This window comes from Mesorhizobium sp. MC2-1-1 (assembly GCF_057597255.1).
Genome location: NZ_CP195205.1, coordinates 3934862 through 3954721, shown reverse-complemented (window position 1 = coordinate 3954721; position 19860 = coordinate 3934862). Strand labels below are relative to the sequence as shown.

General features: G+C 63.9%; 20 protein-coding genes. 12 read left to right on the top strand and 8 right to left on the bottom strand.

From position 1 onward, the window contains the following. Nucleotides 1–18 precede the first annotated feature (18 nt). A complete protein-coding gene (locus tag ACR64R_RS19550; RefSeq protein WP_487357935.1) occupies nucleotides 19–399 on the bottom strand; it encodes a response regulator in 381 nt (126 codons plus the stop codon). A 113-nt stretch (nucleotides 400–512) separates the two neighbouring features. Between ACR64R_RS19550 and ACR64R_RS19545 the strand changes: the two genes are divergently transcribed. From ACR64R_RS19545 to ACR64R_RS19535, 3 genes are all read left to right on the top strand, one after another. Continuing rightward, nucleotides 513–1313, top strand: coding sequence for a Crp/Fnr family transcriptional regulator (locus tag ACR64R_RS19545; RefSeq protein WP_487357934.1), 801 nt, complete (start codon nucleotides 513–515; stop codon nucleotides 1311–1313). A gap of 76 nt (nucleotides 1314–1389) precedes the next feature. Continuing rightward, nucleotides 1390–1716 (top strand): ElaB/YgaM/YqjD family protein, encoded by a 327-nt coding sequence (locus ACR64R_RS19540; RefSeq protein ID WP_487357933.1) that lies wholly within the window; start codon nucleotides 1390–1392, stop codon nucleotides 1714–1716. A gap of 6 nt (nucleotides 1717–1722) precedes the next feature. Then, nucleotides 1723–2184, top strand: coding sequence for a hypothetical protein (locus ACR64R_RS19535; protein ID WP_487357932.1), 462 nt, complete (start codon nucleotides 1723–1725; stop codon nucleotides 2182–2184). 196 nt (nucleotides 2185–2380) lie between these two features. Here the strand turns inward: ACR64R_RS19535 and ACR64R_RS19530 are convergent, their stop codons facing one another. Then, nucleotides 2381–3301: a diacylglycerol/lipid kinase family protein gene (locus ACR64R_RS19530; RefSeq protein WP_487362495.1), complete on the bottom strand. Its 921-nt coding sequence runs from the start codon at nucleotides 3299–3301 to the stop codon at nucleotides 2381–2383. Between the two features lie 246 nt (nucleotides 3302–3547). Here ACR64R_RS19530 and ACR64R_RS19525 point away from each other — a divergent pair, with 246 nt between their 5' ends. Further along, nucleotides 3548–4915 (top strand): PRC-barrel domain-containing protein, encoded by a 1368-nt coding sequence (locus ACR64R_RS19525; protein ID WP_487357931.1) that lies wholly within the window; start codon nucleotides 3548–3550, stop codon nucleotides 4913–4915. A 49-nt stretch (nucleotides 4916–4964) separates the two neighbouring features. On the opposite strand, the gene ACR64R_RS19520 is transcribed toward ACR64R_RS19525, so the two are convergent. Continuing rightward, nucleotides 4965–6533: an alkaline phosphatase family protein gene (locus tag ACR64R_RS19520; protein ID WP_487357930.1), complete on the bottom strand. Its 1569-nt coding sequence runs from the start codon at nucleotides 6531–6533 to the stop codon at nucleotides 4965–4967. 210 nt (nucleotides 6534–6743) lie between these two features. Between ACR64R_RS19520 and ACR64R_RS19515 the strand changes: the two genes are divergently transcribed. From ACR64R_RS19515 to ACR64R_RS19500, 4 genes are all read left to right on the top strand, one after another. Next, nucleotides 6744–7676 (top strand): VOC family protein, encoded by a 933-nt coding sequence (locus tag ACR64R_RS19515; RefSeq protein WP_487357929.1) that lies wholly within the window; start codon nucleotides 6744–6746, stop codon nucleotides 7674–7676. A gap of 4 nt (nucleotides 7677–7680) precedes the next feature. Continuing rightward, complete coding sequence (locus ACR64R_RS19510) at nucleotides 7681–8316, top strand: alpha/beta hydrolase (RefSeq protein ID WP_487357928.1); 636 nt, start codon at nucleotides 7681–7683, stop codon at nucleotides 8314–8316. 57 nt (nucleotides 8317–8373) lie between these two features. Beyond that, entirely contained in the window at nucleotides 8374–8673 is a 300-nt protein-coding gene (locus ACR64R_RS19505; protein ID WP_027166574.1) for a GNAT family N-acetyltransferase, read from the top strand. A gap of 156 nt (nucleotides 8674–8829) precedes the next feature. Next, a complete protein-coding gene (locus ACR64R_RS19500) occupies nucleotides 8830–9888 on the top strand; it encodes a dipeptidase (RefSeq protein ID WP_487357927.1) in 1059 nt (352 codons plus the stop codon). A gap of 34 nt (nucleotides 9889–9922) precedes the next feature. Here the strand turns inward: ACR64R_RS19500 and ACR64R_RS19495 are convergent, their stop codons facing one another. The 4 genes from ACR64R_RS19495 to ACR64R_RS19480 are packed head-to-tail and all read right to left on the bottom strand — an operon-like array spanning nucleotide 9923 to nucleotide 14619. Beyond that, nucleotides 9923–10174 carry a hypothetical protein gene (locus tag ACR64R_RS19495; protein ID WP_487357926.1) on the bottom strand — a complete coding sequence of 84 codons (252 nt, stop codon included), beginning with the start codon at nucleotides 10172–10174 and terminating at the stop codon, nucleotides 9923–9925. Between the two features lie 2 nt (nucleotides 10175–10176). Then, nucleotides 10177–11436: an aminomethyl transferase family protein gene (locus ACR64R_RS19490; RefSeq protein WP_487362494.1), complete on the bottom strand. Its 1260-nt coding sequence runs from the start codon at nucleotides 11434–11436 to the stop codon at nucleotides 10177–10179. 2 nt (nucleotides 11437–11438) lie between these two features. Continuing rightward, a complete protein-coding gene (locus tag ACR64R_RS19485) occupies nucleotides 11439–13013 on the bottom strand; it encodes a phytoene desaturase family protein (RefSeq protein ID WP_487357925.1) in 1575 nt (524 codons plus the stop codon). Continuing rightward, nucleotides 13000–14619 carry a phytoene desaturase family protein gene (locus ACR64R_RS19480; protein ID WP_487357924.1) on the bottom strand — a complete coding sequence of 540 codons (1620 nt, stop codon included), beginning with the start codon at nucleotides 14617–14619 and terminating at the stop codon, nucleotides 13000–13002. The genes ACR64R_RS19485 and ACR64R_RS19480 overlap by 14 nt, the downstream gene beginning before the upstream one ends. A 240-nt stretch (nucleotides 14620–14859) precedes the next feature. Between ACR64R_RS19480 and ACR64R_RS19475 the strand changes: the two genes are divergently transcribed. The 4 genes from ACR64R_RS19475 to ACR64R_RS19460 all read left to right on the top strand — a co-directional run bounded on the left by ACR64R_RS19475 (nucleotide 14860) and on the right by ACR64R_RS19460 (nucleotide 18815). Further along, nucleotides 14860–15654 carry a class I SAM-dependent methyltransferase gene (locus tag ACR64R_RS19475; protein WP_487357923.1) on the top strand — a complete coding sequence of 265 codons (795 nt, stop codon included), beginning with the start codon at nucleotides 14860–14862 and terminating at the stop codon, nucleotides 15652–15654. Nucleotides 15655–15660: 6 nt separating this feature from the next. Continuing rightward, nucleotides 15661–16344 (top strand): transcriptional regulator BetI, encoded by a 684-nt coding sequence (gene betI, locus ACR64R_RS19470; protein ID WP_487357922.1) that lies wholly within the window; start codon nucleotides 15661–15663, stop codon nucleotides 16342–16344. A 93-nt stretch (nucleotides 16345–16437) separates the two neighbouring features. Continuing rightward, nucleotides 16438–17520, top strand: a complete 1083-nt coding sequence (locus ACR64R_RS19465; RefSeq protein ID WP_487357921.1) for an ABC transporter substrate-binding protein — start codon at nucleotides 16438–16440, stop codon at nucleotides 17518–17520. Then, nucleotides 17517–18815: a flavin monoamine oxidase family protein gene (locus ACR64R_RS19460; RefSeq protein ID WP_487357920.1), complete on the top strand. Its 1299-nt coding sequence runs from the start codon at nucleotides 17517–17519 to the stop codon at nucleotides 18813–18815. The genes ACR64R_RS19465 and ACR64R_RS19460 overlap by 4 nt, the downstream gene beginning before the upstream one ends. Here the strand turns inward: ACR64R_RS19460 and ACR64R_RS19455 are convergent. Continuing rightward, entirely contained in the window at nucleotides 18779–19852 is a 1074-nt protein-coding gene (locus ACR64R_RS19455) for an ABC transporter ATP-binding protein (protein ID WP_487362493.1), read from the bottom strand. The genes ACR64R_RS19460 and ACR64R_RS19455 overlap by 37 nt on opposite strands. Between the last annotated feature and the right edge of the window lie 8 nt (nucleotides 19853–19860).

Here is a 19860-nt window from a genome sequence, read left to right as displayed (position 1 = left end):
ACCGATTGCAGGATGACCTCAGGCCGGGGGGACCCGGCCGCAGGCTATCGCCACCGCTTCGATCAGATCGTCGCCAGAGTAGGGTTTGGTGACGAGCCTTATGTCGGGGAACGAGCCCTTGATCTCTTCCGAATCCGAATAGCCCGAGGCGAATACGAACGGCACGCCCTCGCCGCGCAGCCGCGCGGCGAAATCCAGGGTCGATACGCCACCGAGCATCAGATCGATCACCGCCGCGTCGAAGTTCGCGGGCAGCGACTGCCCATCGATCTCGCGGATCTCGCGGGCGATGGTCACGTCCGCGGCGCCGTGGTCGCGGCAAAGCTGCTCGACATCCATCGCGATCAGGAACTCGTCTTCCAGGACGAGAATTCGCAGTCCTTCAAGCAATGCTGGCACTTATCGATGTCTCCTCGGCTGGGCCGCACTCATGCTAGCTATCCGCGGTTATGTCATTTAAAAAAGACATGGGGTCAGGCCTCGCGTAAACCGTGCTGGTCTCAAGCCCTCCCATGCGCCCACAAGGGCAGGGATTTCGAAGAGGGGTCGAAGTGTCCAGCCAAAGCGCACGTCCGGCTGCCAGTCGTCAATATCCTTGCGAAAAGTGTCCGCTGCGGCGCTTGCCGGCATTCCGTGAATTCAACAATCAGGAATTGTCGTTCATCAGCACCTTCAAGCGCGGTGAACTTGCGGTCGACAAGGGGGCTACGGTCCTGGTGGAAGGTAGCCACAGCGCGCATCTCTACACCGTGCTTTCGGGCTGGGCGTTCCGCTACAAGCTCTTGCCCGACGGGCGCCGGCAGATACTCAATTTCTCCATGCCCGGCGACCTCATCGGCTTGCAGGGAAGCCTGATGGGCGAGATGCAACATTCCGTCGAAGCCCTGTCGCCGATGCTGCTTTGCGTTTTCGAACGCGAGAAGCTGCAGGAGCTTTATCGCAATCATCCGGGCCTCGCCTACGACATAACCTGGATCGCTTCGCGCGAGGAGCGCATGCTGGACGAGAACCTGCTCAGCGTCGGCCGCCGCACCGCGCTCGAACGCGCCGCCTATCTCATCGCCTTCATCGCAAGCCGGGCTCGCGGCGCAGGCCTAAACGGCACGACGCCGGTGCGGATCCCGATCACGCAACAGCACATCGCCGACACGCTTGGCCTCTCGCTTGTTCACACCAACAAGACGATCCGCAAGCTGATGGACCGCAAATTGGTCATGTGGCGGGATGGCGGCTGCGAAGTGATCGATTATGATGGGCTGAAGAAGCTGGCCCGCTGGGAAGGGCTCGGTGAAGAACGCAGACCACTAATATAAAGCGTTCTGGATCCTCGAGACTGGAACTTTGGCACCGAACGGACGTTCAAGCCGAAGGAAACGCAAGGAGTTAGAGATGGCAACCGCCGCCGGCAAATCCGCTACGGATGAAGCAACCACTGCCGACCTCGAGGCTGATATCGAGCAGTTGAAGGCCGATATCCAGAAACTCACCGAGCAACTCGCCAGGACAGGTCAACATGGTTATGGGGCGGCCCGGCGCGCCGCCGCGGATGGCGTCGAACAACTGCGCGCGCAAGGCGAAGCGGCATTCGAGAGCATGCGGGGTAGCGCCGAGGATGTGGAAGCGCAGCTGATAGCCAAGGTGCGCGAAAAGCCGGTAACGTCGCTGGCGATCGCCGCGGGCGTCGGTTTCCTCTTCGCCATTCTTTCTCGCCGCTAGCCTCCGATGGGGGCGCTTGTCTCGCTGATTTCGGCCCTCGCGTCGGGCGAGGCGTTGGCCGCCGTACAAAGGGCGAGGACGACGGCAATCCTTTACGGAATCGCCGGCGTTTTGGCCATTTGTGGAGTCGGCTTCCTCATCGGCGCCGCCTATATCTGGCTGGCGGCGCGCTACGGACCGCTGGCGACCAGTCTCGGCTTCGGCATCGGGTTCCTGATAATTGCCGGGCTCATCCTGGTCATCCACAAGCTGGCCGCCGGCGCGCGTGGGAGGCGGCGTGCGCGGGAGCGTCAGGCCGACATGAAGGCGGTGGGCATTGCCGCGGGGCTGGCCCTGCTTCCGGCCCTCGCCAGGAGCAAGGCCGGGCTGGGAGCCGTTTTAATGGCGCCCGCCTTGGCGGTTGTCGCCTATGCGATTTATCGCGAGAACGCCAAGCCGCCAAAGCAGGGTCCGGGAGACACGCGGTAGGCGCTTGAAGGATTCCCGCGACGAATTTTCCAGTTTCCATGAAGGCCTGAGCGGGATCGATATCCCGGCGAAGACGGCCTTCATCGCGTGGCGGTCGAGGTCTACGGCGAGCTGATCAAATCGCCTGCGACGCAACAGACCGAGCCGAAAGCGTCGCCCACCTCGCAGGAACCCGTCCAGGCGGGTAATCTTCGCATCAAGCGGCTTTCGCCTGCGCATTGCTTGCCGGGACGAGCACCTTCAGCGCGCCGGGGTGAATCTCGATCGTGGTTTCGCGCTCAAGCTTGATCAATTCACCGTCCAAAACCGCGCTGAATCTCTTGGCCGGCGAGTGTATCTTCAGCACGGCCCTGCCGGCCTGATGGACTTCCACATGCGCGTTCTGGCGCCACCGGCCGCGCAGCATGTCCAGGAAAAGTTTCGCCAGATGGTGACGCTGGCGCGCCACGCTGACATAGATGCCCAGCACGCCGCCGGCCGGGTTATCGGCATAGGGCAGATGCCCTTCGCCGAACAGATTGTTGGAAAAGCCGATGCCGGTCGTACGGGTGACGATCTCAGCCTCCCCGATGCTCAGGCTGACCTTGAGCGTGGGCGGATTCTTGATGGCCGCCCATGCGGCGCGCACCGAGGCCCGCATTTTCCCAAGCCGAGAGCTGAACTCCATCTTTTCGCGCAGCTGAACCATCTTGGCGTGCATGCCGACGGAGAACTGATGGACGAAAGGCCGGCCGTTTGCACTGGCCATGTCGACCGCGATCACCTCGCCATCGGCGAAAGACTGCAACGCCGCCTCCAACGTCTGCGGGATGCCCAGTCCGCGTGCGAAAAGGTTCATGGTGCCGGCGGGCAAGATTGCCAGGGCTTTCTTCTTGTTCATGAGAAGGGAGGCTGCGGTGGAAATCGTACCGTCGCCGCCCCCCGCAATGACAACGTCGATGTTCCGTCTGGCGATCGCTTTTTTCAGCGCCGTGGCGATGTCGCTACCCGCAACGATATCGATCTCGACCGAATGTCCCGCCGCTTCGAGCCTCTCCCGAAGCGTGTTGCAGAATCCTCCCATGTCGATGGTGCGGAGCGTGCCGCCGTCCTGGTTCAGCACCGCAGCAAACCGCATACCGAGCTCCATTTCAGGTCGCTTGAGCCGGCGGACCCCCTCTGCCGCAGGCCGAAACGAAGATGAAGCCGCAAAGGTTCCACGGAGTTCCACCGCAGGTTTAGAATCCGGGCATTCGTTAACGCGTTGGGGTTGGAACAACACTCCGGTCACGACGTTGTGAACCTGTCGACACGCGCTTCCAACCGCCGCTCAGAGGGCGGTCAAAAGGCGCGATTTAGAGATCAGGCACGAGGAGAAACCAACATGATCCGCACCCTTTTTGCGACAACCGCGATCGCAACGCTGCTCGCAACCGGCGCTCTGGCACAGACGACGCCAGCTCCGGCCCAGCAGGCCCCAGCTGCTGCCGACAAAGCGGCGCCGGTCGTGCGCTCGGACGGCGCTCTCATGACCAACATCATCGGCGAATCCGTCTATAACGGCACCGGCGACGATGCCCAGGACATCGGCAAGGTCGATGATGTCGTCTTCGATGCCAGCGGCAACGCCAAGTCGGCCATAATTGGGGTCGGCGGGTTCCTTGGCGTCGGCAAGAAGGACGTCGCATTCGATTACGCCAAGCTGGAATGGGCCGAGAAGAACGGCGACCGCTGGCTGGTAGTGAAGTCGACCAAGGACGAGCTGAACGCTCTGCCGTCGTTCGATCGCAAGGCTTATGATCCGGCGCCGGCGCAGTCGTCCGACGCCACGCAGCCCGCCAACAACACCACCACGACGACCACGGCGCAGGCTCCGGCGGCCGCGCCTGCCGCGCCAGTGAAGAAGGCGGAAGGCAACCTCGCCAGCAACATCATGGGCGAGTCGGTCTATAACGGCACCGCGGACGACGCCCAGAAGATCGGCGACGTGAAGGACATCGTTCTTGCCAAGGACGGCAAGGCGGAGTCGCTGGTGATCGGCGTCGGCGGATTCCTCGGCATCGGCACGAAGAATGTCACCTACGACTTTGCCAAGGCGAAGTGGGCCGAGAAGAATGGCGACCGCTGGCTGGTGGCCGAGACGACGAAGGAGGAACTGCAGGCGCAGCCCGACTTCGATCGCAAGGCCTATGATCCGGCGCCCGGCTCGACGACGGCCGCGAACAACGCCCCCGCGGCGACCACCCCCGCGGTGGTGTCTTCCGATACGACCTCCGACAAGGGAGCGAAGCCGGCGGAGCCTGCCAAGTCGACGGCCGAAACCAAGCCTGCACCGCCGGCCCCGGCCACGGCTGAAAACAAGCCGGCAGACACCAACGCCACCGACGAGACCAAGACCGCTTCGATCGACAAGTCGACCCTGACCGAGATGCCGATGGGCGATATTCGCGGTGACGATTTGAAGGGCACTACCGTCTACGGCGCCAACGATGAGAAGATCGGTGAGATCGGCGATGTTGTGCTTAAGGACAACAAGCCGGACGCGGTGATTGTCGATGTCGGCGGCTTCCTCGGCATCGGCGCCAAGGAGGTGGCGGTCGGAATGGATCACTTGAAATTCATGACCGACAAGGACGGCAAGAAATATCTCTACACCAACTTTTCCAAGGAGCAGCTTGAAAAGCAGACTGCCTATGACAAAGGCAGTTATGCCCAAAAACGCGATCAGCAGCGCCTGATCTTAAACGACTAAACGCCTGCGTTAGACCAGGGGAGCCCGCGCGATCATCGCGCGGGCTTTCTTATGTTGCAGGGGTAGGCCGCCCGGCGATATGGCCGGCCACACCGCTCTCTGTCAGTTCGGCCAGTGCCAGAGACTGATCGAGATGAGCGGCGCGCCAGGCGAGCATCTTCTCCGCGAACTCGAGCCTTATCGGCAGATAGGCCGGATCGCCGGCGACGTTATCCAGTTCGTCCGGATCTTTCGACAGATCGAACAGCAGTGGCGGCAGGCCGCCGCCGAAATGGACGTATTTGAAGTCCATGGTGCGGATGACGGCGAGATTGCACTGACGGGGGCCGACGCCGAAATGGCGTTCCGCTTCGCCGCCGGCGATCGTGCGGAAATCGAACTCCCAATGCGCGGCGTCGCGCCACCCGGTTGGAGTCTCGCCATCAAGCCACGGCGCGAGCGATCTGCCGTCAAGATGAGGCTGCGGCGCCGCATCGATCGATTCGAGCAGCGTCGGGAAGATGTCGACGGCCTCGGTGAAACGGTCGACAGATGAACCGGCTGCGGCTCTCCGGCGTGGGTCACGGATGATCAGGGGAATGTGGTAGCTGGCGTCGAAGAAGCCGCCCTTGCCGAGCATGAAATGGTCGCCCATCATCTCGGCGTGGTCCGATGTGAGCACGATGACGGTATCGTCCCACGCGTCCAGTGATCTGATAGCCTGCCAGATGCGGCCGAGCTGGGCATCGACCTCCGAAATCATGCCATAGTAGATCGCACGGATACGGCGGAAGTTCTCCTCGCTCCAGTCGGGCACGCTACCCTCCATGCCCGGAACGAATTTCGTTCTTTTCTGTAGGGCCAGATCGTAGGCGAGGTAGGGGTGGCTTGCGGCTTCGGCTTGCCGGTCCGCCGCGCGCTTGAAAGCGGGGCCTTCGGCCGGATCGTACATGGTGTTGTAGGGCTCCGGCACGATGAAGGGCGGGTGGGGGCTGATGAATGAGATGTGCGCGAACCATGGCGCGCTTTTCTCCTGCTCGCCGAGCCATCGGATGAACTCGCCGGCCAAAAACGCGGTCGGCGTCTGGTCCTTCGAATAGACCGGCGGCGCGTTCGTCACGTCGACTTTGGCCTGGCCTTCGGCGGGACGATGGATGTCGGGACTGCCGGCACCGGTCTCGATGCCTTGAGCGCGCAGCCAGGACAACCACTGCTTCTGATGTTCAGGCAGGGCCTGCCGTACTGTGAAGCCAGGCAGCACGCCTTCGTAACTGCGCAGGCGCGGATCCCCGGCCGCAAGCTGGCGCGGATCGAGCGAGACGTCGGTATAGCCGAAGAGGGTGGGATCATATCCTGCCGCGCGCGCCGAAAGCGCGATGTTGCCATGGCGCGCATCGAGCGGCGTGCCGTTGCGGCAGACGCGATTGTTCATCTGGTAGAGGCCGGTATATAGGCAGGCGCGCGCCGGCGAGCAGGGAGCCGCTCCGCCATAATGGCGGCGGAAAAGCACGCCCTCGGCAGCTAATGCATCGGCATTTGGCGTCCTCACGACCGGATGGCCGGCCGCCGACAGGCAATCGCCGCGCCACTGGTCGCAAGTGATGAGGAGAACATTCGGGCGGCGAGGCTGGAGGTGCAAGATCGTCTCCTTGTGAAGAGCCCAGATGTACGGAAATCACCCGCGTTGCAAGTCAACACCGGGTTATGGAATCGTGAACAGATTTTGAACAGTCGTTCACTTTTATGATACAGTCCATTCTGTGTTTGCCTGCTTTGCCGCTGGCCCGCCTATCCTCATATTGGCGAGGACAGCGGCGAGGGCCGCAAGAACAAGGGAAGGAGCACGATCATGCTCAATCAGATCAAGGGCCTGCATCACGTCACCTCGATGGCGAGCGACGCACGCCGCAACAATGAGTTCTTCACCAAGAAGCTCGGCCTGCGCCGGGTGAAGAAGACGGTCAATTTCGACGCCCCGGACGTCTACCATCTCTACTACGCCGACGAGGTCGGCACGCCCGGCTCGGTGATGACCTATTTCCCGTTCCCCGATATCGGCAAGGGTCGGCACGGCGTCGGCGAAGTCGGCACCACGGTGTTCTCGGTGCCGGAAGGCACGCTCGGCTATTGGGAAAAACGCTTCGCCGACGAGGGCGTGGGCAATGTCGCCCGCGCGGAAAGTTTCGGCGAGAAGCGGCTCACCTTCACCGGACCCGACGGCGACAGTTTCGCGCTGGTCGAGGATAAGGCCGACAGCAGGGCGCCCTGGGTCAAGGGCGGGGTTCCCGGCGACGAGGCCATCCGCGGCTTCCACTCGGTCTCGCTCAGGCTGAAGGACGGCGGCGCCACCGAGGAGCTCTTGAAGTTCATGGGCTATGAGGAAGTCGACAAGTCCGGCAACATCCGCCGACTTGCGATCAAGAACGGCAATGGCGCCGACGTCGTCGACATCGAATCGCTACCGGGTGCAGGCTTTGCCAATCTCGGCGCCGGCTCGGTGCACCATGTCGCCTTCGCGGTCGAGGACCGCGCCAAGCAGCTCGAAGTGCGCAAGGCGTTGATCGACACGGGTTACGGCGTGACGCCGGTGATCGATCGCGACTATTTCTGGGCGATCTATTTCCGTACGCCCGGCGGCGTGCTGTTCGAGGTGGCGACCAACGAGCCCGGCTTCGACCGCGACGAGGATACCGCGCATCTCGGCGAGGCGCTGAAGCTGCCGACGCAGCACCAGCATCTGCGGCCCTATCTCGAAGAACATCTGCAGAAGCTGGAAGGCTGAAGCCATGAGCAAGGACGCCTACATCTACAAAATGCTGCCCGGTTCGCCGGGCAGTCCGCTGCTCTTCGTCTTCCACGGCACCGGCGCGGATGAGAACCAGCTGCTTGGTTTCGGCCGCGACCTTGTGCCTTCGGCGACGATCATCTCGCCACGCGGCGATGTGTCGGAGCATGGCGCTGCCCGTTTCTTCCGCCGCACCGGCGAGGGCGTCTACGACATGGGCGACCTGGCGCGCGCGACATCGAAGATGGCGGGCTTCGTCAGGGCGCATGTCGCGGCGGTGGAGCCTTCGGCGGTGCTCGGCCTGGGTTACTCAAACGGCGCCAACATCCTGGCTTCGGTGGTGTTCGCGGAGCCGGGGCTATTCGACGCGACGGCGCTGATGCATCCGCTGATCCCATTCGAGCCCGAGGTGCGAGGCAGCCTTGCCGGCCGCCAGATCCTGATCACGGCCGGCAGGCGTGATCCGATCTGCCCGCCCAATCTGACCTCGCGGCTGGAGGGCTATTTGCGCGCCGACGGCGCCGATGTCACAGTGGAATGGCACGACGGCGGGCATGAGGTTCGGCCGAATGAAATCGAAGCGGCCCGGCGGCTCTTTGCGCCGGCGCCGGCTCTAATTCAAAGAGATAGAGCATGATGTCGTCCGAAAACCGCTTCACACTTTTCGGCATCATGCTCAAAGGAGGCAAATGAAATGGCTGACCAACTGCCCGAGATCGAACTGGAAGACCGCGGCTCCAAGGGGCGCTACGTGCTGCGCGGACCGGGCGGGGCCGAGGCCGAGATGACCTTCACCAAGATCGGAGAGCACCAGCTCATCATCGACCATACCGAGGTGCCGGATGTCTTTCGCGGCCAGGGCGCCGGGCTGCGGCTCGTCACCCGCGCGGTCGAGGATGCGCGCGCCGCCGGCAAGAAGATCATCCCGCTTTGCCCCTTCGCCAACGCCCAGTTCCGGCGTCACCCGGAATGGGCGGATGTTTTGAAGCAATAAGTCTTATGCCGAAGCTGGGCCTCTCTTTTTTGAGGCCCAGCCCTAAATGCAAATACTGGCTTGGCATTTGCGCACGCCGGCCATCTTGCCTAAGTTGACGGCTCGCTCGGACGAAACCTGCCGTCCCGCCCGTCACCGATTCGAATGGCTTCCCTGATGACCGATACCGACTTGATCCCCGTTTTCGACGGACATAACGACACGCTGCTTCGGCTCTACCAGTCGAAGGAAGCCGATGTCGAAAAGCTGTTCATCGAGGGGACGCCGGGCGGCCATATCGACCTGCCGCGCGCCAGGAAAGGCGGCTTTGCCGGCGGCATGTTCGCTATCTTTCCGCCGCCGGTCGAAAAGTCGAAGCGCAGCGCCGTGCCGCCGGCGCCGAGCGACAACGAGCCGCTGCCTCCGGAGCTGCCGCAGGCCGAGGCGATCACCTCGACCATCGGCATGGCTTCGATCCTGATCCGGTTGGAACGCGCCGGCGCGCTCACCGTCTGCCGCAGCGCCGGCGATGTGCGGGAGGCGATGGCCAAAGGCTCGATCGCCGCAGTGTTCCACATCGAAGGCGTCGAGGCGATCGACCCCGAACTTGCCATGCTCGATGTGCTTCATGCCGCCGGCCTGCGCTCGCTGGGCATCGTGTGGAGCCGCCCGAACGCCTTCGGCAATGGCGTGCCGTTCCGCTTCCCGTCGTCGCCCGATACCGGGCCTGGCCTCACCGATGCCGGCAAGGCGCTGGTCCAGGCCTGCAACAGGCTGAAAATCATGATCGACCTTTCGCATCTCAACGAGAAGGGTTTTCGCGATGTCGCGGGTTTGAGCGACGCGCCGCTGGTCGCGACCCATTCCAACGTGCATGCGATCTGCGGCCATTCCCGCAACTTGACCGACTGGCAGCTCGGCGCGATCCGCGAGTCCGGCGGCATGGTTGGCCTCAACTTCGCCACCGGCTTCCTGCGCGAGGACGGTCGCATGAACGCCGACACAAGCATCGATATCATGGTGCGCCACATCGATTCGCTTTTGCAGGCCCTGGGCGAGGATGGCGTGGGTCTGGGCTCGGATTTCGATGGCGCCATGATTCCGGCTCCCATCGGCGACGTCGCCGGCCTGCCCAAGCTCATCGATGCGCTGGCCGCGCGTGGTTTCGGACGGCCGCTGATCGAGAAGATCGCCTACAAAAATTGGTTGAGCGTGCTGGAAAGAACGATCGGATAGGATCGGAGCTCAGCACTTCTCGTTGCGGATTCCGCTACGCACCCATTCGCTTCAGCCATTCCTTGCCTACGCCACGGTCGCGGATGATCGGCAAGGGATTTTCCGCATCGAGCCGGGCGCAGATGCGGTAGACTTCCAGCGTCTCGGCATTCATCTCGCCGCGCTTGAAGAAATACATCGCCGCCGCGTAGCGGGTGCGGCCGGACCACATCTCGCCGAGCGGCGTGTTGACGAGCTGCCACTGCTCGGCGGCTTCCGCTTCGGGCTCTTGCGCCGCGCTTGCCATGGTCAAAAGTCCGCCGGCGGGTTGGCGGTGCGGCGGTCGAGCCTGATGAAGGGCCGCGGCACCACCTTCGCCTTCTTCATCAGCTTCTGATACTGCAGCTCGCGCATGGCGTAGATCTCGACCCAGAGGTCGTCGAGGATCGTGTCGCCATAGGGCCTCTCTAGCGAGGCGAGCGCGATGTTGCGCTTTGCCATGGGCGACCACATCGCCGCGCTCACCAGTCCGACCTCCTGGGCCTTCTTGTAGTAGACGATGGCATGCTCGGCCGGGATGTTGCCTTCGATCTCCAGCCCGACAAGCACATGGCGCAGCTTCTTTTTCGCCCGGGCTTCGAGGATGGCCCGGCGGCCATTGAAATGATCTTTTTCCGGATCGATCATGAAGCCGAGGCCGATCTCATCCGGCATGCGCAGGCGATCGGAGCGGATGGCGTGCTCGGCGGTGGTGAAGTCGGCATTGGCGACGATCAGCCCGGCTTCGAGGCGAGCACGGTTGAGCGCCGCGTAGCCGATGGCGCGGATGCCGCGCAGCTCGCCCGCCGCCATCAGCCGGTCCCACAGGCTGAGCGCCTTGTCCGCCGGCACGAACAGTTCGTAGCCGAGATCGCCGGTGAAGCCGGTGCGCGAAATGATGACGGTTCCCCCGTCATGCGCGAATTCGGCGAGGTCGAAGATTTTCAGCCGCTCGACGCCGGCAAAGCTCGCGTCGCGCAGGATGGCGAAGGAGGTCGGGCCTTGCAACGCCAAGCCAGCGACGGCCTCTGTCTCTTCCTCGACGCTCACCTCATAGCCGATGGCGCTGTCCAGCAGCCAGGGCAGATGCCGTTCCTGCGAGCACAGCCGGAAGCGTGTCGGCGAGAGCCTGAACAACGTGCCGTCGTCGAGCACGAAACCTTCGTCGTCGCACCAGGCGGTATAGTGGACGCGGCCGGGCTTGAGCTTTGTGACGTCGCGCAAGGTGACCCGGTCGAGATAGGCTTCGGCATCCGGGCCCTCGATGCGGTATTTGACCATCGGCGAGATGTCGAACAGCGCCGCCTGGCTGCGGATGGCGAAATATTCGAGCTCCTCGTCCCACAGCGAATGCGGGGCGCGGTAGCCGGCCCAGTTGTACCAGTCCTGCTTCAGCCCCAGCGCGTCGATGCGCGGCTGGAAGGGCGTGCCGAGCCGCAGTGTGCGGAAGTGGGATTGCGCGAGGGCGCGGGCGTCGAGCGCCGTGTCGGCGTCGGTGTCGATGGGCTTCTTCCTGGTTGCCCGTGCCATGGTCATGCCCTCATCGCGATGATGCGGCGCGCGGCGTTGAGGCCAGGCGCGCCGGAGATGCCGCCGCCGGGATGCGAGCCTGCCCCGGCCAGGAACAGTCCTTCGAGCGGCGTGTCGTAGCCCGACCAGCCGGAGACCGGCCGCGACATCAGCATCTGGTCGGCCTGCAATTCGCCATGGTGCCAATGGCCGCCAGGCATGCGGTAGCGGGCCTCGATATCGGCCGGGGTCAAAAGCTCGGCATGGCGAACCGTCGCGCCGATGCCCGGTGCATGGGCTTCGAGCTGCGCCATGATCGCCTTAAGGAATTGCGGCTTGCCGGCGACCCAGCCCTCTTTCAGCGCGTAGGGCGCGTATTGCACCACCGCCGACAGCACGCAGGCGCCTGACGGTGCAAGCGATGGGGCGGCCAGGCTGGGGAGCGTGATCTCCATCACCGGCTCAGGCGAGAACTCGCCATATTTCGACGGGTTGAAGGCGCGTTCGACATGGCCGGGCGAAGGCGCAATGACGAGGCGGCCATTGTGGCCGGCGGCGTCGACGCCGGTGAATTGCGGCGGCCGCTCGAGCGCCAGATGGAGCTTCGCCGCGTCACCCTTCATGCGGATGTTTCTGACCTTGCGCATGAAACCGGTGTCGACTTCGCGCGGGCCGACGAGGTCGAGGATCGTCGTTGCGGGATTAATGGCCGAGACGACCGCTTTTGCGCGCAGCGTTTCGCCGCTCTGCGTGACGACACCCACGGCGCGGCCCTTCTCGATGATCACCTTGGCGACCGGCGAAGCCTGGCGGATCGAGACGCCCGCCTTCTCCGCCGCCGCGCGGATAGCGGCGACGACCGCGCCCATGCCGCCTTTCGGCTGTATCTGCGCGCCGGCAAGACCGCCGATTTCGCCGGCCAGCCTGTAGTAGAGGCCGATCAGCGAGGTCGGCGAGCGCGGGCCGAGATGCGAGCCAAGTGTCGCGTCGAAGGCAAGCAGGCCCTTCAGCCGGTCGTCCTGGAGCTGCTCGTCGAGCAGGTCGTAGACATTCATCAGAAGCACACGCAGGAAATCGCGCATGTCTTCCTTGCCGAGCTTCTTCAGCGCCAGCGCGGTCTGGCCGAGCCCGGTCATCTCGGCGAGCGACAGGTTGGCGAGGTCAGGCGGTCGGCGCGACAGGAACGGTTTCAGCACGCCTGCATAGCGCAGCAATTGCGCACGCAGCTCCTTCCAGGCGGATTGCTCCGACGCGCTGGCGCCGGTCAGCACCTCGCCATAGGCGCCGTACAGCACCAGCGGACCATCCTTCGACAGCGCGACCGACGGCACGATATCGCCGCGCTCGATCCTCAACCCATGCCGCTCCAGCTCCAGCGTCTTGACGACTTCGGGATGCAGGCGATTGAGCAGATGCGCGACCGCCGAGACGCGAAAGCCGGGCGCGAATTCCTCGGTACGCGCGGCGCCGCCGAGCTCGTTGTCGGCCTCGAGCAGCAGCACCTTGCGGCCCGACTTGGCCAGCGTGGCGGCGGCAACAAGGCCGTTGTGGCCGCCGCCGATGACGATCGCGTCCCAGTTCAAATCAGATGACGTCATGGGCCGGGCTCATATGCAGGGTCGGCTTGGCGAGGTCGCGCAGGATCTCGGCGGCGGCGTTGCGTCCGGGCGCGCCCATGACGCCGCCACCCGGATGGGTGGAGGAGCCGCACATATAGAGCCCGCCGACCGGCGAACGGTATTGCGCGTAGCCGGGCACCGGGCGGTTGAAGAGCAGTTGATCGAAGGTGAGCTCGCCCTGGAAGATGTTGCCTTCGGTCAGCCCGACCTCGGCTTCGATCTCGCGCGGCGTGCGCACTTCCATGTGGACGATGCGGTCGCGGAAGCCGGGAGAGTATGCGGATATCTGCGAGATCACGCTCTCGGCGAAGCCGTCGCGATCGGCATCGGTCCAGTCCGCCCCCCTTATCTTCGGCGGCGCATATTGCACGAAGCAGCTCATGAAATGCTTGCCCGGCGGCGCCATGGTCGGGTCGAGCGTGGTCGGGATCATCATGTCGAGGAACGGGTCGGCCGACCAGCGCCCGGCCTTCCAGTCGTCATAGGCCCGCTCCATGCGCTCGATGGAATCGGTGAAGTGCATGTCGGCGCGGTAGACCGGCGAATCTTTCGGCAAAGCCGGGAACTCGGGCAGCGAATCCAGCGCGATATTGACCTTGCCGGACGAGCCGCGGATCTTGAAGTTCCGGACGCGGCGCAGGAAGATGTCGGGGAGTTCCTTCTCCTCGACCAGCTTCAGGAAGGTGCGCTTGACGTCGGCATTGGAGACGACGAGCTTGCCTTGGATTTCTTCGCCGCCGGCCAGCACGACGCCCTTGGCCTTGCCGTTCCTTACCAGCACATGGTCGACCTCGGCGCCGGTGCGGATCGTGCCGCCACAGGCCTTGAAGGAGGCGGCCAGCGCCTTGGTGACGGCGCCCATGCCGCCGCGCGCATAGCCCCAGGCGCCAACCGAGCCGTCGACCTCGCCCATGTAATGGTGCAGGAGCACATAGGCGGTGCCGGGCGACATAGGGCCGAGTGCCGTGCCGATGATGCCGGACAGCGCGAAGTTCGCCTTGATGACATCGGTCTCGAAATACTCGTCGAGGAAGTCGGAGATCGACATGGTCCAGAACCGCAAGGTCAGCGCCATTTCCTCGGCGGTGAGGCCGGCGAATTTCCTGCCGAGATAGAGCAATTCGCCAAGGTCGCGCGGCCTGAAGCTGGTCGGGTCGGGCGCGGTGCGCATCAACAGCGGCTGGATGAAGCGGCACCGCCTCGTGACGTCGCGCGAATAGCGGTTATAGGCCTCGGCGTCGCGTTTCGAGAAGCGCGCGAACTCGCGGCGATGCGCGTCATGGTCGCGGTAGTTGGCGAGATAGTCGCCGTCGCGCGTGAACACTGCGCCGCCTTCATAGGAGATCACCTGCAGGCCGAAGCGCGGCAATTCCAGATCGCGCATGATTTCGGGCCGGAACAACGAGCAGACATAGGAGCAGTTGGAATAGAGGAAGCCCGGCGTCAGCTCGCGGCTGGTCGCTGCGCCCCCGACCCAGTCGTTTTTCTCCACCACCAGCACGTCGAGCCCAGCGCGCTGCAGGTAACAGGCATTGACCAGGCCGTTGTGGCCGCCGCCGATGACGATCGCGTCCCATGCCTTCATGCGCACTGAGCCTCCGTCCGGCTGCCTGTTGTCTTCTCGTTTTCACGCAACTCCGGACTTTTGCTGTAACTGCCCGGCGCGTCTTGTTTCCTGACCACTCGAATTTGGCACGGGTCACGGTTTTTTGTCCAGCCATATTGAATGAATGTTCAACAAATGGTGTTGCGTTTTCCCATTGATGCGCTAGGCTTTGCCGGCATTCTGGATTGATCCACATCGCCATTTTGGGTTGACGATCCGATGATCGAGACGGCTGACGCCGAGCCGGAATATGACGACACCGCCATCCGCTTCCTCGAGGCGCTATGGGGCGAGGGCTATCTGTCGCCGGGCGGTCCGGAAGAGGTCGACCGCGTTGTCGACGGCCTCTCGCTCGACGGCAAGTCGATCCTCGATATCGGCTGCGGCGCAGGGGGCATCACGCTGCATTTGGTCGCGCGCCATGGCGCGGCCCGGGCCACCGGCTTCGATGTCGAGAAGCCGGTGATCGAGACGGCAAGGCGACGGGCACTCCGGCAAGGCCTCGCGGACCGCGTCAGCTTTGTCCAGGCGCCGCCGGGGCCGCTGCCGTTCTGGGACACTTCCTTCGACGTTGTCTTCTCAAAGGATGCGCTTCTGCATGTGCCCGACAAGGACGCGCTGTTTGCCGAGATCTTCCGTGTGCTCAAGCCGGGCGGCGTCTTTGCCGCGTCGAACTGGATGATCTCGCATGACGGCGAACCGTCGCCTGAGATGAAGGCCTATGTCGCCGCAGAGGGCCTGTCCTTCACGATGGCATCGCCGGCGCGCTATGCCGAGGCGATGCGGCGCGCCGGCTTTGCGGACATCACGATGCGCGACCGCAATCCATGGTACCGCGAGGTGGCGCGGGAGGAACTGGCGCGGCTGAAGGGGCCGCTTTATCAACCCGTGGCCGCGGCGGTCGGCGCGGCCTATGTCGACAAGAACATCAGGACCTGGGAGGCGATGCAGAAGGTGCTTGACAGTGGCGAGCACCGTCCCACTCATCTGCGCGGTTGGAAGCCGGTCGGATAGCCGGCGATGCTGGAGACCTTCACACCCATGAAGACTGCAGAGGCGAGCGAGGCTCCCGAAACGGCGCGGAAAGGCGACGCCGAAAAGCGCGGCCGCAAGGCTTCGAAGGAGGTCAGGCAACAGCAGCTGATCGAGGCGACGATCGATTCACTGGCCAAGCGCGGCTATGCCGAAACGACCATGGCGGACGTTGCCGACGGCGCGGGGCTCTCGCGAGGCATCGTCAACTTCCATTTCGAAAGCAAGGAAAAGCTGCTGATCGCCACGCTGCAGCACATGTATGACGAGTACTCGGCGCATTGGCGCAACGCTTTGCAGAAGGCCGGCGACGATCCGGCAAGGCAGTTGCAGGCGCTGGTGTGGGCCGATTTCGACCGCTCGATCTGCAACAAGCGCAAGCTTGCCGCATGGCTCGCCTTCTGGGGCGAGGCCAAGTCGCGGCCAACTTACCAGGCGCTGAGCAGCTCGCGCGACGCCTATTACCAGCAGGTCTTTATCGACCTTTGCGCGACGCTCAAGCAGAGCGGCGGCTACGCCTATGACCCACAGGTCATCGCCCTGGCGCTCAGCGCCATGCTCGAAGGCCTTTGGCTGCGGCTGATGATGGGAACCGAGGACACCACCCGCGAGACAGCCCTGCAGGCCGCCAATGCATTTTTGGCGGCCGCCTTCCCGAAACACTATGGCTAGCAAAAGATGGGGCTAGCAAAAGATGGGGCTAGCAAAAGCCGGGTTAGCAACAGCCGGCCAAACAAGACCGGCAACCAAAGAGGATGGAACAGCATGAAGAAACTCAGCCGACGCCTGACACTGACATTGGCGCTTGGGAGCGCGATCGCTGCCTCGGCGGCGGCGTTCGCCGTCGCCGCCGACAAGGACCTTATCGTGTTCGACTGGTCCGGCTATGAGGATCCGAGCTTCCACGGCAAATATGTCGAGAAGAACGGCGACTCGCCGACCTTCGCCTTCTTCGGCGACGAGGACGAGGCGTTCGAAAAGATCCGCTCCGGCTTCAAATCCGATCTCGGCCATCCCTGCTCGCAGAGCGTGGTGAAGTGGCGCGAAGCCGGATTGCTGCAGCCGCTCGACACCTCGAAGATCGCCGGCTGGAAGGATCTCAATCCGGGCATCATGGCGATGAAGAACCTTGCCACCACGCCCGACGGCAAGGCCTGGTTCATGCCCTGGGACTGGGGCGACACCCAGCTAACCTACAATTCCGACAAGATCGCCGAAAAGGACGTGCAGTCGCTGAAGGTCTTCGCCGATCCGAAATACAAGGGCAGGGTTTCGATCGGCGACAATGTCGATGACGCCTACGCGCTGGCCAGCCTTGCCATCGGGCTCAAGGACTGGACCAAGATGACGGATGAACAGTTCAAGCAGGCGTCCGATTTCCTGCGCCAGGTGCACAAGAACGTTCGCTCCTATTGGACCGACACCACAGACATCGTGCAACTGCTCTCCGGGGGCGAGGTCGATCTCGCCTGGGCCTGGAACGACGCGACGGTGCAGTCGGTCAAGGCCGGTGTGCCGATCAAGTCCAAGAAGGACACCGACGAGGGCATGTCGACCTGGGTGTGCGGCTATGTGCTGTTCAAGGACGCGCCCGGCAACATCGACAAGGCCTATGACTATCTCAACGCCGTCAACGATCCCGAAGTCGCCAACACCCTGGTCAAGGATTGGGGCTACGGCCAGGCCAACGCCAAGGGCATGGCCGGCGTCGACCCGGCGGTTCTCAAGGAAAAGGGCTACGACAATGTGGAAAAATGGGTCGACAAGACACTGTTCCAGCAGCCGCTGCCTTCGGACCTCAAGCTGAAGATGATCGCCGAGTTCGAGAAGATCAAGGCCGGCTATTGAGCAGCATCACTGAAAGAACCGACGTCGTCATCGTCGGCGCCGGGTTCACCGGCCTTGCCGCCGCGCTCGAGTTTCAGCGCGCCGGCACCGACTTCCTCGTGCTGGAGGCGCGCGATCGCGTCGGCGGCAGGGTGGAGGCTGTCTGTAACGGACTCGGCGAGCGCATCGACAGCGGCGGCCAGTTCCTGTGCGAGGATATGCCCGAAGTGATGGCGCTGGCCAAGGCCCACGGCAAGACTTTCATCGAGACCTATGTCGACGGCGAGTTCATCACCCATCCATCGATGACGCCGGCGCGGGCGGAACGCACCTATCATCTCTCGATGGCCATCCGCGAGCGCATGAACCGGATAGATCCGGACGATCCGGCCATTGCCGGGCTGACCGTAGCCGATTGGCTGGAGCGCCAGCACGACGAGGCCGATGCCAAAGCCGCTTTCCGCTCGCTGGTCGAGGGCTTGTGGTGCCTGGCGGCGGACAAGGTGCCGCTCTGGTACCTGATCGACAATGACCGCCGCATCACCAACGAGGTGTTCGAGCTGCAGTATTTCCTAGGCGACACCATGCAATCGCTGGCGGAGGACCTGGCCTTCGCACTCGGCGACCGGCTGCGGCTGAACGAAGCTGTGACGCGTGTCGAGCGCGTGCGGCAGGGCGTCCGCATCGTCGTCGGCGCGGCGACGATCGAAGCGCGCGAGGTCTTGATCGCGCTGCCGCCGGCGACGGCCGCGAAGCTCGATTTCGCGCCCGCCCTGCCGCCGGAACTGGCAAGCGCGCTCGGCGTCTGGGAAAGCGGCGCGGTGATCAAGATCCTGGTTCGCTACGCAAAGCCGTTCTGGCGCGAGCAAGGCCTGTGCGGCATGGTGATGTGGCGCGACCTGCCTGGGCTGTTCGCCTGCGACGCCAGCAGGGATGCCGACCATGCCGCGCTTGTCGTCTTTGTCGGCGGGCCACTGGCGCTGCGCTGGCATCCGCTCGGCGAGGCGGCGTTGCGCGCGGAAGTCGCGGCAAGACTTGTCGAGGCACTCGGCCCGCGGGCGGCGGAGATCGTCGATTTCAGCGCACGCGACTGGACGCATGACCGCTGGAGCGGCGGCGCCTATAGCGACCTCATCGTCGACGTGACCGCGCGGTACGCGGAACGAACGATCCTTGCCGGCGCGCCGCCCGTCTATTTCGCCGCTTCGGAAATCTCGCCGTCGTTCCCGGGCTATGTCGAGGGCGCTATCGTGGCGGGGCGGATCGCGGCCGGGAAGATTCAGTCGGCCATCGCAACCAGCGCTTCCGGGTCGTAGGCCAGACGGATCGGCGCGCCGACCGGAATGTCGTCGGCGCCGAAATCGTTGGTCTCCGTCACGGAGAGTGGCTTTTCGAGTCCCGGTATCTCGACGATCAGATGCGTGATCTCGCCGAAATAGTGGCGCTCCACGACCTTTCCGGCGACTTCGAATTTGGCTGTCGCATTGTCCCAGAGCACGCGCAATCGTTCCGGACGGATGCCGAGCGTGGCTGCGCCGCCATTGCGCACGAAGGCCTTCGGCCTTTCGGTCCTGACGCGGCCGAAACCCAGCGTGTCGAGCAGCAGCGAAGCGCCGTTCTCCTCGACGATCTCGGCTTTGACGAAGTTCATGCCGCCGAGGAAATCGGCGACCTGGCGATTGACCGGGCGCTGGTAGATCTCTTTCGGCGAGGCGACCTGCGCGATGCGCCCGCCGAACATCACGGCGATACGGTCCGACATCGCCAAAGCCTCATATTGGTCGTGCGTGACCAGCACGAAGGTGATGCCGACCGCCTGCTGCAGGCGGCGCAACTCGACCTGCATCTGCTCGCGCAGCTTCTTGTCGAGCGCCGAAAGCGGCTCGTCGAGCAGCAGCACCTTGGGCCGCATGACCAGCGCGCGGGCCAGAGCGACGCGCTGGCGCTGGCCGCCGGAGAGCTCGGTAGCGCGGCGCTTGCCGAGGCCGGTCAGTGACACCTGCGCCAGCGCCTCCTCGACGCGACGCCTCTCCTCGCCTGCGGCGAGCTTCAGCCGCCTCAGCCCGTAGGCGACATTCTGCTCGACATCGAGGTGCGGGAAGATCGCATAGCTCTGGAAGACCATGTTGGTCGGCCGGCGGTTGGCCGGGATGCCGTCCATCGGCTGGCCGTCGACGGCGATCGAGCCGCTGGTCGGCGTGTCGAAGCCGGCGATCATGCGCAACAGCGTGGTCTTGCCGCAGCCGGAAGGGCCAAGCAGCGAGAAGAACTCGCCCTCGCGGATCGCCAGTGAGGCGCTGTCCAGCGCCTTGAAGGATCCGTAGCTACGCGTGACGTCGCGGATATCGATCATCGTGCGCT

Excerpts from the sequence above, each read along its gene's own strand:
- ACR64R_RS19545 (WP_487357934.1), top strand. The coding sequence starts at position 513 with ATGCGCCCACAAGGGCAGGGATTTCGAAGAGGGGTCGAAGTGTCCAGC.
- ACR64R_RS19540 (WP_487357933.1), top strand. The coding sequence starts at position 1,390 with ATGGCAACCGCCGCCGGCAAATCCGCTACGGATGAAGCAACCACTGCC.
- ACR64R_RS19535 (WP_487357932.1), top strand. The coding sequence starts at position 1,723 with ATGGGGGCGCTTGTCTCGCTGATTTCGGCCCTCGCGTCGGGCGAGGCG.
- ACR64R_RS19530 (WP_487362495.1), bottom strand. The coding sequence starts at position 3,301 with ATGCGGTTTGCTGCGGTGCTGAACCAGGACGGCGGCACGCTCCGCACC.
- ACR64R_RS19525 (WP_487357931.1), top strand. The coding sequence starts at position 3,548 with ATGATCCGCACCCTTTTTGCGACAACCGCGATCGCAACGCTGCTCGCA.
- ACR64R_RS19515 (WP_487357929.1), top strand. The coding sequence starts at position 6,744 with ATGCTCAATCAGATCAAGGGCCTGCATCACGTCACCTCGATGGCGAGC.
- ACR64R_RS19510 (WP_487357928.1), top strand. The coding sequence starts at position 7,681 with ATGAGCAAGGACGCCTACATCTACAAAATGCTGCCCGGTTCGCCGGGC.
- ACR64R_RS19505 (WP_027166574.1), top strand. The coding sequence starts at position 8,374 with ATGGCTGACCAACTGCCCGAGATCGAACTGGAAGACCGCGGCTCCAAG.
- ACR64R_RS19500 (WP_487357927.1), top strand. The coding sequence starts at position 8,830 with ATGACCGATACCGACTTGATCCCCGTTTTCGACGGACATAACGACACG.
- ACR64R_RS19495 (WP_487357926.1), bottom strand. The coding sequence starts at position 10,174 with ATGGCAAGCGCGGCGCAAGAGCCCGAAGCGGAAGCCGCCGAGCAGTGG.
- ACR64R_RS19490 (WP_487362494.1), bottom strand. The coding sequence starts at position 11,436 with ATGGCACGGGCAACCAGGAAGAAGCCCATCGACACCGACGCCGACACG.
- ACR64R_RS19485 (WP_487357925.1), bottom strand. The coding sequence starts at position 13,013 with ATGACGTCATCTGATTTGAACTGGGACGCGATCGTCATCGGCGGCGGC.
- ACR64R_RS19480 (WP_487357924.1), bottom strand. The coding sequence starts at position 14,619 with ATGAAGGCATGGGACGCGATCGTCATCGGCGGCGGCCACAACGGCCTG.
- ACR64R_RS19475 (WP_487357923.1), top strand. The coding sequence starts at position 14,860 with ATGATCGAGACGGCTGACGCCGAGCCGGAATATGACGACACCGCCATC.
- betI (WP_487357922.1), top strand. The coding sequence starts at position 15,661 with ATGCTGGAGACCTTCACACCCATGAAGACTGCAGAGGCGAGCGAGGCT.
- ACR64R_RS19465 (WP_487357921.1), top strand. The coding sequence starts at position 16,438 with ATGAAGAAACTCAGCCGACGCCTGACACTGACATTGGCGCTTGGGAGC.
- ACR64R_RS19455 (WP_487362493.1), bottom strand. The coding sequence starts at position 19,852 with ATGATCGATATCCGCGACGTCACGCGTAGCTACGGATCCTTCAAGGCG.